14 protein-coding genes are annotated in these 13,335 nt (G+C 66.6%); 6 read left to right on the forward strand and 8 right to left on the reverse strand.

The window, feature by feature from the left end:
* The first annotated feature begins 2 nt into the window (after positions 1–2).
* The 6 genes from F3H87_RS13145 (at position 3) to F3H87_RS13170 (ending at position 6,925) form a co-directional block, all read left to right on the forward strand.
* Positions 3–1,514 (forward strand): ABC transporter substrate-binding protein, encoded by a 1,512-nt coding sequence (locus F3H87_RS13145; RefSeq protein WP_149788272.1) that lies wholly within the window; start codon positions 3–5, stop codon positions 1,512–1,514.
* Positions 1,515–1,590: 76 nt separating this feature from the next.
* A complete protein-coding gene (locus tag F3H87_RS13150) occupies positions 1,591–2,535 on the forward strand; it encodes an ABC transporter permease (protein WP_149788271.1) in 945 nt (314 codons plus the stop codon).
* A complete protein-coding gene (locus F3H87_RS13155) occupies positions 2,532–3,413 on the forward strand; it encodes an ABC transporter permease (RefSeq protein ID WP_149788270.1) in 882 nt (293 codons plus the stop codon). Before F3H87_RS13150 ends, F3H87_RS13155 begins: the two co-directional genes overlap by 4 nt.
* Positions 3,414–3,426: 13 nt before the next feature.
* On the forward strand, positions 3,427–5,220 hold the full coding sequence (locus tag F3H87_RS13160; RefSeq protein WP_149788269.1) for a gamma-glutamyltransferase family protein: 1,794 nt from the start codon (positions 3,427–3,429) through the stop codon (positions 5,218–5,220).
* An 11-nt stretch (positions 5,221–5,231) separates the two neighbouring features.
* The gene (locus tag F3H87_RS13165; RefSeq protein WP_149788268.1) at positions 5,232–5,981 is read left to right on the forward strand and encodes a DUF1028 domain-containing protein; all 750 of its coding nucleotides are present in this window, start codon (positions 5,232–5,234) and stop codon (positions 5,979–5,981) included.
* Entirely contained in the window at positions 5,978–6,925 is a 948-nt protein-coding gene (locus F3H87_RS13170) for an acetamidase/formamidase family protein (protein WP_149788267.1), read from the forward strand. Before F3H87_RS13165 ends, F3H87_RS13170 begins: the two co-directional genes overlap by 4 nt.
* Positions 6,926–6,960: 35 nt before the next feature.
* Here the strand turns inward: F3H87_RS13170 and F3H87_RS13175 are convergent, their stop codons facing one another.
* The 8 genes from F3H87_RS13175 to F3H87_RS13210 are packed head-to-tail and all read right to left on the reverse strand — an operon-like array spanning position 6,961 to position 13,166.
* Positions 6,961–7,893, reverse strand: coding sequence for an energy transducer TonB family protein (locus tag F3H87_RS13175; protein WP_149788266.1), 933 nt, complete (start codon positions 7,891–7,893; stop codon positions 6,961–6,963).
* A 3-nt stretch (positions 7,894–7,896) separates the two neighbouring features.
* The gene (locus F3H87_RS13180; protein ID WP_149788265.1) at positions 7,897–8,277 is read right to left on the reverse strand and encodes an ExbD/TolR family protein; all 381 of its coding nucleotides are present in this window, start codon (positions 8,275–8,277) and stop codon (positions 7,897–7,899) included.
* A gap of 5 nt (positions 8,278–8,282) precedes the next feature.
* Positions 8,283–8,660: an ExbD/TolR family protein gene (locus F3H87_RS13185; RefSeq protein ID WP_149788264.1), complete on the reverse strand. Its 378-nt coding sequence runs from the start codon at positions 8,658–8,660 to the stop codon at positions 8,283–8,285.
* A 6-nt stretch (positions 8,661–8,666) separates the two neighbouring features.
* On the reverse strand, positions 8,667–9,335 hold the full coding sequence (locus F3H87_RS13190) for a MotA/TolQ/ExbB proton channel family protein (RefSeq protein WP_149788263.1): 669 nt from the start codon (positions 9,333–9,335) through the stop codon (positions 8,667–8,669).
* Between the two features lie 43 nt (positions 9,336–9,378).
* Positions 9,379–10,164 (reverse strand): heme ABC transporter ATP-binding protein, encoded by a 786-nt coding sequence (locus F3H87_RS13195; RefSeq protein ID WP_149788262.1) that lies wholly within the window; start codon positions 10,162–10,164, stop codon positions 9,379–9,381.
* A 3-nt stretch (positions 10,165–10,167) separates the two neighbouring features.
* A complete protein-coding gene (locus tag F3H87_RS13200) occupies positions 10,168–11,244 on the reverse strand; it encodes a FecCD family ABC transporter permease (protein WP_149788261.1) in 1,077 nt (358 codons plus the stop codon).
* A gap of 3 nt (positions 11,245–11,247) precedes the next feature.
* Positions 11,248–12,117, reverse strand: a complete 870-nt coding sequence (locus F3H87_RS13205; RefSeq protein ID WP_149788260.1) for a heme/hemin ABC transporter substrate-binding protein — start codon at positions 12,115–12,117, stop codon at positions 11,248–11,250.
* The gene (locus F3H87_RS13210; protein ID WP_317511399.1) at positions 12,114–13,166 is read right to left on the reverse strand and encodes a hemin-degrading factor; all 1,053 of its coding nucleotides are present in this window, start codon (positions 13,164–13,166) and stop codon (positions 12,114–12,116) included. The genes F3H87_RS13205 and F3H87_RS13210 overlap by 4 nt, the downstream gene beginning before the upstream one ends.
* Positions 13,167–13,335: the final 169 nt, after the last annotated feature.

The raw sequence follows: 13,335 nt of genomic DNA on the forward strand, positions 1-13,335 counted from the left end.
ACATGCGTATCACAAAGACACTCGGGCTGGCCGCCTTGCTGGCCATGACCGCCGGGCTGGCCCATGCCCAGGATCTGCGGATCGGGCTGCAGGAAGATCCCGATGTGCTCGACCCCGATCAGTCACGCACCTTCGTCGGGCGGATCGTCTATGCCTCGCTCTGCGACAAGCTGGTCGATATCACGCCCGATCTGGAAATCATCCCGATGCTGGCCACCGGCTGGGAGTGGAGCGACGACGGCACCGAACTGACGATGAGCCTGCGCGAAGGCGTCACCTTTCACGATGGCGAGCCCTTCAACGCTGCCGCCGTCGCCGCCAATATCGACCGCTCCAAGAACCTCGACGTGAGCCGCCGGAAATCCGAGGTAAAGTCGATCGAAAGCTGGGAAGTGGTCGATGACTACACCATCAGGTTCACGCTTTCGGCGCCCGACGCCACCCTGATGGCGCAGTTCGCGGACCGTGCCGGCATGATGCTGTCGCCCAAGGCGACCGAGGCGGCCGGGGCCGATTTCGGCCTGAACCCGGTTTGTGCCGGCCCCTTCGTGTTCAAGGAACGGGTGCAGCAGGATCGCATCGTGCTGGAGAAATTCGCCGACTACTACCGCGCGGACGAGATCAATTTCGACAGCGTCACCTTCCTGCCGATCCCCGACACGACGGTGCGCCTTGCCAACCTGCGCGCGGGCGACCTGCACATGCTGGAACGGCTTGCCGCAACCGACCTGGCCTCGGCCGAGGCCGATGACGGCCTGAACGTGGAAAGGGCGACCTCGCTCGGCTATCAGGGTATCACGATCAACATCGCCAACGGCCCGCGCGCCGACAACCCGATCGGCCAGAGCGCGGCGGTACGCCGGGCGCTGTCGCTGTCGATCGACCGCAACGCGCTGAACCAGGTGGTGTTCGAAGGGGCATTCGCACCGGGCAACCAGCCCTATGCGCCCACCTCGCCCTGGTATAACACGGCCTTCCCGGTGCCCGAACGCGATATCGACGCCGCCAAGGCATTGCTGGCCGAGGCAGGTCACGCGGACGGCATCACGGTCGAGGTGCAGGTGGCCAACAACCCGGTGCAGACACAGGTGATGCAGGTGATTCAGGCGATGGCGGCCGAGGCCGGCATCACGGTCGAACTGGCGGCCAAGGAATTCGCAACGCTGCTGGCAGACCAGTCCGCCGGTGAATTCGTCGCCAGCCAGATCGGCTGGTCGGGGCGGGTCGATCCCGATGGGAATATCCACCAGTTCATGACCGCCAATGGCGGGCTGAACGATGCGGATTATTCCAACCCGGACATGGACAAGGCCCTGAACGAGGCTCGCCTGTCGAACGATCCCGCCGTGCGCAAGCAAAGCTATGACGCGGCAATCGCGCTGCAACAGGAGGATATGCCCATCATCTATCTCTACCACCCGGTGTGGATCTGGGCACTGGATGAAAAGGTGGCAGGCTTCACGCCCTATCCCGACGGCATGATCCGCCTGCACGGCGTTTCGGTGTCCGAGTAAACCCAAGCCAGGGACCGCCCAGGCACCGGATGCCGGGGCGGTCTCTCAGACCTCTACACCAAGGAACTGTCCCGCTATGCTGGCCTTTCTAGGACGCCGTATCCTGATCGCGATACCGACGGTCTTCCTGATCTCGGTGTTCGTGTTTACCCTGCAGCACCTGCTGCCCGGCGACCCGATCCTTGTCATGGCCGGCGAGGAACGCGACCCGGAAATCATCGCGGCATTGCGTGAAAAATACCGGATGAACGATCCCATAACGGTGCAATACCTGGCATGGGCCGGGAATGCGCTGCAGGGCGATCTGGGCATTTCATTGCGCACCCAACAACCTGTTCTGGAGCTTATTGCCGAAAAGCTTCCCGTGACGATCCAGCTTGCCGTCATGGCGCTGATCATCGCGATCCTGATCGGCATCCCGGCAGGCGTTCTGTCGGCATACAAGAAAGGCACATGGATCGACTGGCTGGCCAATATAATCGCTCTGTCGGGCCTGTCGGTGCCGAATTTCTGGCTGGGCATCATGCTGATCCTGCTGGTCTCGGTCAGGCTGGGATGGTTGCCCGCCTCGGGCTATCTGCCGCTGTCTGAGGACCCGCTGCAATCCATCAGGGTGATGGTGATGCCCGCATTTGTCCTGGGCACGGCACTGGCCGCGACGCTGATGCGGCACACCCGTTCGGCCATGCTGAGCGTCCTGAAATCCGACTATGTGCGCACCGCCCGCGCCAAGGGCCTGCGCGAAGGCGTCGTTCTGGTCAAGCACGCGCTGCGGAACGCATTGGTGCCGGTCGTCACCGTCATTACCCTCCTGTTCGGCGAGTTGCTGGCCGGTGCGGTCCTGACCGAGCAGATATTCACCATCCCCGGCTTCGGCAAACTGGTGGTCGACGCCGTGTTCAACCGCGACTACGCGGTGGTTCAGGGGATCGTCCTGTGCACCGGTATCGCCTTCATCGCGATGAACATTCTGGCCGACGCGGCCTATCGCGTCCTCAACCCGCGGATGTCCGACCAATGACCGCAACCGTCGATCCCGAAGTCGCCGCCGATCCGCTGCCGCCACGCCGCCGCAGCCGCGCCTGGGCCAAGTTCCGGCGCAACCCCTCGGCCATCCTTGGGGGCGCGATCGTCGTGTTCTTCCTCGTGGTGGCGATCCTTGCACCGCTTCTTCCGGTGCCCGGCCCGGCGGAAACCGACTGGTCGGCGGTGCGCAAACCGCCCACCGCCGCGCATCCCTTCGGTACGGACGAGATCGGGCGCGATGTGCTGTCCCGGATGATCTGGGGTGCGCAGGCATCGCTGCTGGCCGGGGTGGTCTCGGTCCTGATCGCGGTGGCCCTCGGGGTGCCGCTGGGCATGATCGCGGGCTACATGCGGGGATGGACGGATGCCGTCATCTCGCGCTTTACCGAGGCGCTGCTGGCCGCGCCCTTCCTGATCCTGGCCATTGCGCTGGCGGCTTTCCTGGGGCCGTCACTGACCAATGCGATGATCGCCATCGGCCTGTCGGCCATGCCTATCTTCGTCCGCCTGTCACGGGCGCAGACCCTGTCCGTCATGACCGAGGATTACGTCGAAAGCGCGCGCGCAGTGGGGATCGGGCATGTCGGGCTGATCTGGCGCTATATCCTGCCGAACATCTTTCCGCCGATCATCGTTCAGGGCACGCTGACCATCGCCACGGCGATCATCGCCGAGGCATCGCTGTCGTTCCTCGGGCTGGGGCAGCAACCGCCCGCGCCGTCCTGGGGGGCGATGCTGAACACGGCCAAGAACTTTCTCGAACAGGCGCCGTGGATGGCGCTGTATCCGGGCATCGCCATTTTCCTGGTGGTGCTCGGTTTCAACCTTCTGGGCGACGGGCTGCGCGATGCGCTCGACCCGCGCGACACTTGACAGGGATGCAGACATGACTTTCACGACCCGGCCGGAAATCAAAGGCACATTCGGCGTCACGGCCTCGACCCACTGGATTGCTTCGGCGGTCGGCATGAAGATACTGGAAGCGGGCGGCACGGCCGCAGACGCGGCGGCGGCGATGGGCTTTACCCTGCACGTGGTCGAGCCGCATCTGAACGGCCCGCTGGGCGACATGCCGGCCCTTGTCCGCGCCGCGGGGGATGAGGCGCCAACGATGGTTTGCGGGCAGGGCGTGGCGCCCGCGGCCGCCACCATCGCGCATTTCCGGGGCGAGGGCCTGGATATCGTCCCGGGGTCCGGGCTGCTGGCAACCGTTGTACCCGGCGCCTTCGACGCCTGGATGCTGATCCTGCGCGATCATGGCCGCCTGCCCCTGCGCGACATCCTGGAGCCCGCGATCCACTATGCGCGCCACGGCCACCCGATGCTGCCGCGCGTTGCCGGCACGATTGCGGGACTGGCGGATTTCTTCTGCGACGAATGGCCGACCTCGTACGAAACATGGCTGCCGGGCGGGGTGGCGCCGCAGGCCGGGGCGCTGTTCCGCAACCCCGCGCTTGCCGACACCTGGGAGCGGCTGCTGCAGGAGGCCGAGGCCGCCAAGGGCCGCGAAGCCCAGATCGAAGCCGCCCGCCGCGCGTTCTATTCCGGGTTCATTGCCGAAACCATCGACGCATGGGTGCGGGACGCCTGCGTGATGGACGCCTCGGGCAGCCGTCACAAGGGTGTCCTGACGGGCCAGGACATGGCGGACTGGCGCGCCAGCTACGAGGCCCCGCTGTCGGTCGATTACGAAGGCTGGACCGTCTGGAAAGCCGGCATGTGGAGCCAGGGGCCCACCATGCTGCAATCGCTGCGCACGCTGGAAGGGTCGGGTATCGCCGATCTCGACAGCACCGGGGCGGATTTCGTCCACCTTGTGACCGAGGCCATGAAACTGTCCTTCGCCGACCGCGAGGCTTATTACGGCGACCCGGCGCATTCCGATATCCCCACCGATACGCTGCTGTCGCGTGACTATGCCGCGACACGGCGCGCGCTGATGGGCCCGCGGGCATCGCTGGATCAGAGACCGGGGCGGATTGCCGGGCTGGACCATCTGGCCGATGCGTATATCGCCCGGGCAAAGGCACGCGAACAGGCCGCAAGCGGCGGGGTCGGCGCGGGCGAGCCGACGATGGCGCACCTGACCGAGAAACGCGGCGATACCGTCCATATCGACGTGATCGACCGCTGGGGCAACTCGGTTTCGGCCACGCCCTCGGGCGGCTGGCTGCAAAGCTCGCCGGTGGTGCCGGGGCTGGGGATGCCGCTGAACAGCCGGGCTCAGATGTTCTGGCTGGACGAGGGCCTGCCGACCTCGCTTGCACCGGGGCGGCGGCCGCGCACGACGCTGTCGCCGTCGATGGCCGAGGCGCCGGACGGCACGCGCCACGCCTTCGGCACGCCGGGCGGCGACCAGCAGGATCAGTGGCAGCTTATGCTGTTCCTGCGGATGGTGCATTCCGGCATGAACCTGCAAGAGGCGATCGACGCACCGCTGTTCCATACCGCGCATTTCCAGGGCTCGTTCGATCCGCGCGCGGTGCGGCCCGGACACCTGATGGTGGAACCCTCGTTCGGCGAGGCGGTGATCGCCGATCTGCGCGCGCGCGGCCACGACATCGAAGTGGCCGAACCCTGGACGGTCGGACGCCTGACCGCCGCGTGCCGCACACCGGACGGGCTGCTCAAGGCCGCGGCGACGCCGCGCCTGATGCAAGCCTATGCAATCGGCCGCTAGGGAGGCAGGTCATGACCTATTCCATCGTGGCACATGACGAAACGACCGGGGAGTTCGGAGTGGCCGTTGCCAGCCGCTTTTTCGCGGTCGGTGCGCTGGTGCCCCATATCCGCGCCGGCAAGGGTGCGGTAGCAACGCAGGCTTTCGTCAGCCCGATCTGGGGGATCGATGCGGCCGACCGGCTGGCCGCGGGCGAGGCGCCGCAGGACGTGCTGGCCGCGCTGACACAAGCGGACGAAGGCCGCGCCAACCGCCAGTTGCACATGGTCGATGCCCAGGGACGCACGGCCGCCTTTACCGGCGAGTCCTGCGTCGGCTGGTGCGGGCATGTCACCGCCAGGGGTGTTTCGGTCGCCGGGAACATGCTGACGGGCGAGGCGGTGATCGCCGACACACTCGCCGCCTATCGGGATCACCCCGGCCTGCCGCTGGCCGAACGGCTGATGACCGCGATGGAGGCGGGTGAGCGTGCCGGGGGCGACAAGCGCGGCAAGCAGTCGGCCGCGCTGGTCATCCACCGGAGCGAACCCTATCCGTGGCTGGATATCCGTGCGGACGATCATGCCGATCCCCTGACCGAACTGCGCAGGCTGTATGACGTGGCCCATGAACGGTTCCTGTTCATGGCCGATATCCTGCCGACTCGAACGAACCCGCACGGCCTGACCGACCGCAGCGGCGTGGATGCCGCCATCGCCGAGGCGGAACAGCGGCGCAGGGACGAGGGGCGGGAAAGCCGCTCTTTCGCAACGCCGCTGTGACCGGCCCCCACCGCCTGCAGGCCAGCCCCGAAACCTGCACGTGGGGGTATTTCGACGCGAGCCTGCCTTCTGTCGCAGAGATCCCCAGCGGCGCCGAGATCGTGATCGAAACGGTATCGGGCGGCCCCGACCACCTGCCTCTGCGTGACGCGGGTTTTCACATCCCGCCGGAGCTGTTCGATATCCACGCCCGATCCGGGCGCATGTTGCCCGGTCACATCCTGACCGGCCCCGTCGCGGTCACCGGGGCGAAACCCGGCCACGTTTTGCAGGTCGAGATTCTGGATGTGACGCTGCGCCAGGACTGGGGCTGGAACCTGATCCGGCCGCTGGCAGGCACGCTGCCGGACGATTTCCAGACCGGGCGGACTGAAATCCTGCCCATCGACATCGCCGCCAACACCTCGCGGATGCCCTGGGGGCTTGAATTGCCGTTAAACCCGTTCTTCGGCGTGATGGGCGTTGCCCCTCCGCCGGGCTGGGGGCGCATATCGACCATCCAGCCGCGGGCGCATGGCGGCAATATCGACAACAAGGAACTGGTCGCGGGCACGACGCTCTACCTGCCTGTCCATGTCGGGGGCGCGTTGTTTTCCTGCGGCGACGGGCACGCGGCCCAGGGCGATGGCGAGGTATGCGTAACCGCCATCGAAACGGCGCTGGAGGGGCGGTTCCGCCTGACGGTGCGGGATGATCTGGCATTCGGCTATCCCCGCGCCGAAACGCACACCCACCTGATCACGATGGGTATGCACGAGGATCTGGACCGCTGCGCCGAAATGGCGCTGAGGGACATGATCGGCTGGATCGTGGCGGAAACCGGGTTGAGCCGCGAAGACGCCTATATGCTCTGCTCGCTGGCCGGAGACCTGCGCATCACCCAGACGGTGAACGGAAACAAGGGCGTGCACATGATGATGGCCAAAGCCCTGCTTGCTGCCTGAGAGGCGCGGGCATCTGCCGGCAAATCCGTTTGTGCCTATTTCGATTTGATCGGCAGCATGAAGGCGTGCTGGCTTTGCCCGAGTTCGCGGGGCGCGGGCGGGAAGCGGCCTGCCTGACGAACCGCGGCAAGCGCAAGCTGGTCGACACGCGGGTTGCCCGAAGATCGCGCCAGCGCGGCAGCCAGAAGGGTGCCGTTCGCCGATACGCTGATCCTGACCACGGCTGTCCCCTGACCGACACCGCGCGGCGCGTTGCGGGCGATCCTTGCACGGATCTGCCCGCCCCATTGCGACAGCAGCGACGACTTCCTTGATTGCGACACGGTCGCGGTCCGGGCCTTTTGCCCGTCCCCCCTGGCACTGTCACCGCCGCTGCCTTGGGCACGCCGTGCGCTGGTGCTGGCGGCAGGTTGCGATGCCTGTTGTTTTTTCGGCGGCTGCGCCTTTTCCGGTTGCGCCGGGGGCTCGGGCCTGGTCGCGGCTTCGGCGCGTTCGGGCCTGACGGTCGGGCGCAGGCTGGCGACGGGTGCGGCCTCTTGCGGTTCGGTTTCGGCGGGCTGCTCGACGGGGTCGTCCGGTGTGGTTTCGCGCGCGGGTGCCTCGGGTTCCGGCGGAGCCTGGTAACTGGGCAGGGCCGGCGCCTCGGGCCGGCGGGCCATGTCCGGCAGGGCCACCACGGGCGCGGTGTTGACCGGCCGGTCTGTCGCCGGAGCCGGAGGCGCGGCGGGCCGATCCGGCGCGGGGGGCGCGGCGGCGGCCAAGGGCTGATCCGGGGTCATGATTTCTGGCGGCGTCTCCCATTGCCGGACCATCTGCGCCACCGCCGCGTTCGACGGCCTGACCGACAACAGCGCATCGCCCTGGGCCCCCGCACCTTGGTGTCCCAGTTCCGCCTCGGGCGACCAGACCGCAAGATGCGCGGCCACCGCCAGCCCGACAAACCCGATCATTTCCAACGACGCGCGCATGATCTACCTCAGGCTGGACACAAGCTTGACCCGCCGCACACCATGCGCGGCCAGCCTTGGCAAAAGCGCGGCGATCTGCGCGGCGGAAACCGCGCGATCGGCCCGTATCATCAGGGCTTCATTCTCGCCGAGGCCGGACAGCCCCCCGAACACCGCCTCGTCGCGCAGCCCGTCAAGCGCCATGTCGCCGGTCGCCGAGATATAAAGGATGCGCTGCCCATCGGCAGGCGTGTCCGCCCGCGATTCCGGCGGCGTGACCTCAAACGGTTCGGGCGGCGTGATCTGCGCTGTCATGAGGAAGAAGATCAGCAGCAGGAACACCACGTTGATCATCGGAACAACGGTTTCGCGGGCGGGGCGTTTTGCAGGGCGGGGCAGATCCATCGGCCTTACTCCACAAGGACGAGCGTTTCGTAGCCGGCCGCGGCCAGCGACTCCATCACCTCGACCACGCGCTGCAGGTCGGCCTCGTCGCGCGGGCGCAGGATGATCGCGTCGGTATGCGACAGCATCATGGTGCCCAGTTCGGGCAAAAGATCCTCGATCCCGATCGGCACGCCGTTCAGCATGACCCCGTCAGGCATGACGTCGATCAGGCGGGGCGGCCCCCGGTAAGGCGTATCCGACGCGGCGGTCAGGGGCAGGTCGATCTCCATTTCCTGCCCGAAGCGCGAGGCGAGCATGAAAAAGACCAGAAGCAGGAACACCACGTCGATCATCGGCGTCAGGCTGGGTTTCCTGCGTGGTCTGGGCGGGGCGAGTTCCATCCGGGCCTACTCCGCCGCCGCGGCAAATCCCTGCGCCGCGCCGGGCTTGCGCAACAGGATTCGCGTGATCCCGTCTTCCATGTCGCCCTGTACGCGGTCGGCCACGCTTTCGAACCAGGCCAGGGCGACACCGGCCGGGATCGCCACGGCCATGCCGGCCGCCGTTGTCAAAAGCGCCTCCCAGATGCCGCCGGCAAGGGCGGCGGGATCGGCGCGCGTTCCGGCAGCCTGCAGGGTCTGAAACGCCGTGATCATGCCCAGCACGGTCCCGAGCAACCCCAGAAGCGGCGCGATGGTCGCAATCAGTTCCAGCGCGCGCAGCCCGGTGCGGGCCCGGGAAAGCTGGTTCTTGGCGACGCGCTGGATATCCTCGCGTGCCTCGCTGTCGGTGAATTTCCCGCTGACCTGTGTTTCGATGGCATGGCGCGCGACGGTAGCACGCAGCGACGATGCCCCTTCCAGCAACGAGCGGGCGCCGGCGGTATCCCCCGCCTCCCATGCGGCGATCGCCTTTCGCGTGCGTTTGCCCGACCACGCGCCCAGCAGGCCGAGGCGCCAGATCTTCCACATGATCAGCGCCATCGTCAGGACGGAAAGCGCCGAGATGGCCCAGATCGCCGGGCCGCCCCTGGCCAGAAACTCCTGAAGCTCGGTCCAGTTCGCGAATAGATCCATCTTTGGTGCCTCTTCGTTATGTTGCAGCCTGGCAACGTGGTTGTCACTCGGCAGCCATCCGGGCCGCGTGCGGCAGGATGAAGGTGCCGTTCGCCGGCGCGGTATTCACCCGCACATCACAGCGATAGGCGGTGCGCAGCAGGTCGTTCTGCAGGACGTCGCCCGGCGCACCGCAACCGATAATCCGGCCCTCGGCAATCAGGGCGACGACATCGGCGAACATCGCCGTGAGGTTCAGGTCGTGCATCACGGCGACGACACCGCCGCCCGCATCGGCATAGTCGCGGGCAAGCTGCATCACCTCGAGCTGATGACCGATATCGAGCGCCGAAACCGGCTCGTCCAGGAACAGCCAGCGGGGCGAGCCGTCCTCGACCGGGCTCCAGACCTGCGCGATCACGCGGGCCAGTTGCACGCGCTGCTGCTCGCCGCCCGAAAGCTCCTGGTAGAACCGGGCCTCGTATCCCGACAACCCGACCCGCGCGAGGGCCTGGCCGATCAGGTCGGACTGCCCCGCCTGGATGCCCCGGCTCAGCCCGAGGCGCACGACCTCGGCCACGGTGAACGGAAAGGCCAGCGGCGTCGCCTGTGGCAGGACGGCACGTATCGCCGCCAGTTCCCAGACTTTCGCATGGGCGATATCGCGCCCGTTCAGGGCGACGAAACCCTGATAGTCGATCTCGCCCGTGATGGCCTTGAGCAGCGTCGACTTGCCCGAACCGTTGGGCCCGACGATGGCCGTGACGGCACCGGCGCGGGCGCGGAAATCCACGCCGTGCAGGATCGGCCGGCGCCCGTAGCGGACGGTGATGTCTTGCGCGTCAAGCATCGCTCACATCTCCAGAATGCCGCGCTGGCGCAGCAATATCCAAAGGAAGAAGGGCCCGCCCAGGGTTGCCGTGACGATACCGATCGGCAGCTCGGCCGGGGCGATGACCACACGGCTGATCACGTCGGCACACAGCAGCAGCGCCGCCCCCAGCAGGGCCGAGTTGACAAGCAGGAACCTGTGATCCGGCCCTGCCAGCAGCCTGAGAAGATGCGGCACGACGATCCCCACGAAGCCGATCCCACCGCTGACCGCGACCGCCGCGCCGACCGCCCCGGCAACCATCAGGACCGATGCATTCTTTAACCTTTGCACCGGGATGCCGATGTGGGCGGCTGCGGCCTCGCCCAGCGCAAGGCCGTTCAGGCCGCGCGCAAGGAACGGCGCGGCGGCAAGCGAAACGGCGATGAATGGCGCTGCAGCCAGAACCTTGCCCCATGTCGCCCCCGCGACCGAGCCCATGCCCCAGAAGGTCAGCGTGCGCAGCTGCGCGTCATCCGCGACATAGATCAGCACGCCCTGGGCCGCCCCCATCAGCGCGGCCAGCGCGATCCCGGCCAGAAGCATCGTTGCGATCGAGGTGCGCCCCCGCCGCGTGGAAATCCCGTAGAGAACCAGCATCGCGGCCCATGCGCCGACAAAGGCCGCGACAGGAACCAGGTAAGCGCCAAGGGTCGCAGCAACGGATACCGGCAGCAGTCCCCCAAGGACGATCGCAACGATCGCCCCGAAACCGGCGCCGGCGCTGACGCCGACAAGCGCCGGATCGGCCAGTGGATTTCGGAACAAGCCCTGCATGACCGCCCCCGAAACGGCCAGCGCCGCCCCGACAAGGATGCCCATGACGGTGCGCGGAAGGCGGATATCGACCAGCACGATCCGGTCGCGCGCCGAAATCTCGCTGCCCGACAGAAGACCCAGCATCGCGTCCCACAGCGACGCGCCCGAGGCCCCGACCGCAAGGCTGAGCACCGTGGCAAAACCCAGCAGCCCCAAAAGTACGGCGGACAGGGCTTGCGCCCTGCCACTGCGATCGCCCGGCGTTGCCGGGGCAGTCATGTCCTGCGCCAGCATGGCCATCGCTCAGCCGCCCACCTGCTGCAAAGCCTTGGACAGTTCCCTGACGGCCTCGGGCGTGCGCACGGAAAAGCCGAGCATCATCATACCGTCCATGCGCACCACGGCACGGTTCTGCCCGGCCGGGGTGGCGGCGATGGCCGGATGGGAAAACAGCGCGTCGTCGGTGATGCCCATATCGCCGGTGCGGTCCATCACCAGGATCACGTCCGCCCCGCTGGCAAGGATCGCCTCGTCGGTGACGGGTTTGAAGCCCTCGAAATCGGCGGTGGCATTCGTCGCCCCCACCATCCCGATGATCCCGTCGGCCGGGGTATCCACACCCCCCGCCATGATGCGCCCGCCCGCCATCGAAAGGATGAACAGCACACGCTTGCCGGCCAGCCCGGTTGCCCCGGCCTGCGCGGCCTCGATCTGCTTGCGGTCGTCCCCGGCCAGCGCGGCGCCCTTTTCGGCTACCCCCAGCGCCTCGGCGACGGCGGTGATCTTGGCGACGACCGCCTCGGTGTCATGGCCTTCGGGGATTTCGATCATCGGCACCGCAGCTTCTTGCAGCAGGGCAACCGCTTCGGGCGGGCCGGCCCCTTCCTGCGCAATGATCAGGTCCGGGTTCACCGACAGCAGCCCCTCGGGGGACAGGCGGCGGATATAGCCCACGTCGGGCAGCTCAAGCGCCTCGGCCGGGTGGTTCGACGTCGTGTCGCGCGCGACAAGGCGGTGATCTTCGCCCAGGGCATAGACGATCTCGGTAACCGCACCGCCGACCGAAACGATGCGCTGCGCCGGCTGGTCGGCCTTTGCGGTGGCCGCCAGGAACAGAGACAGCAGCACGACCAGCGCGGTTTGCAGCACGAAAAACGGATGAATGCGCGTCATGCCGGCACCGCCGCGTCAATGGTTTCGAACCCGGCGACCAATGCGTTCCACTTATCCGCCGCCCCCTCTTCGGCAAGCACGCCGAACATCTGCAGGATCAGCCCGCCATCGGCATCGAATGCCTCGACCGAGACCGCGTCGCCCCGGCGCGTCGCCTTCGTCACGGCATAGACCTCGGCGATATGATCCTTGCGCAGATGCATGTCGAAACCGGGATCGAGCACGTTGAACCACGGCCCCATCTCGACGATCTTTTTCACCGGGCCGGTATGGATCTCGATGCAACCCATGTTGCCGACGAAAACCATGATCGGCACCTGTGTTTCCGACGCCTTGTGGAAAAGCTGCTCGATCGTCGTGGTGTCCAGACGCCGCGCATAGGGGGCACCGGCAATGCGATAGGCGCCAAGCCGGTTCATCTTGAGCCTGCGAACCATCATCAGGAACTGGTGCGTATCGGTCAGCTTGTCCCATTCCTGACGCAGCCGATCAGCCTGATCCGGCGTGCCCTTTGCCGGTTCGGCAGGCTTGCGCGGCTCGACACCCAGCACCGGCGACTGGTCGTCCAGCTTCAGCTCGTCGACGATACCAGCCCAGGCCCCGGCATTCGATCCGTCGCGCAAAAACACCTTGTGCACGGCATCGCCCGCGGCATCGAACACCTGGATGGTGCGGCGCAACCCGCGCCCCGCCTCGTGCTCGATCGCGAAGGCATGGACCCAGTGTTTCGGGAACATGCGCAGGTCAATCTCCCGGTTCACGATCATCGCTGCATGATCGCCCGACGTGTAGTTGTCGTATTCGCCCACCTTCTCGATCACGCAGCTTTCATTGCGGGTCAGGGCCATGACCTCGCCGAAACAGCCAAGCGCAGGCATGATCCGGTCCATGTCGGGGGTGATGCGGGTTGCGTTGTCGCCGATATGAGCGGCCACCAGTTGCGCCTCGGAAATCCCCAGCTTTGCCGCCAGATCGCGGTCGCGCATCTTGGGGTTTTCGGATCGTGCCGCCCTTATCTCGGGCACGGAAACAGCCATTGCCTCAGCCAATTCGGCTCTCCTTTTCTCTTTGCCTTTTTCGGATTGCGTCTGGCTAGAGGCAGGGATGCCACGTTTGCTGGTGCGTCTGGAATCGCGGGGCGATCCATTTATTGACAGATTTAGTCAACTTTACTATCGAGCGCAAGTCGCCCGTTACCAGGGTCACATTGACCGCGAG

The sequence above is a fragment of the Lutimaribacter pacificus genome (assembly GCF_900142185.1).
Taxonomy (GTDB): domain Bacteria; phylum Pseudomonadota; class Alphaproteobacteria; order Rhodobacterales; family Rhodobacteraceae; genus Lutimaribacter; species Lutimaribacter pacificus.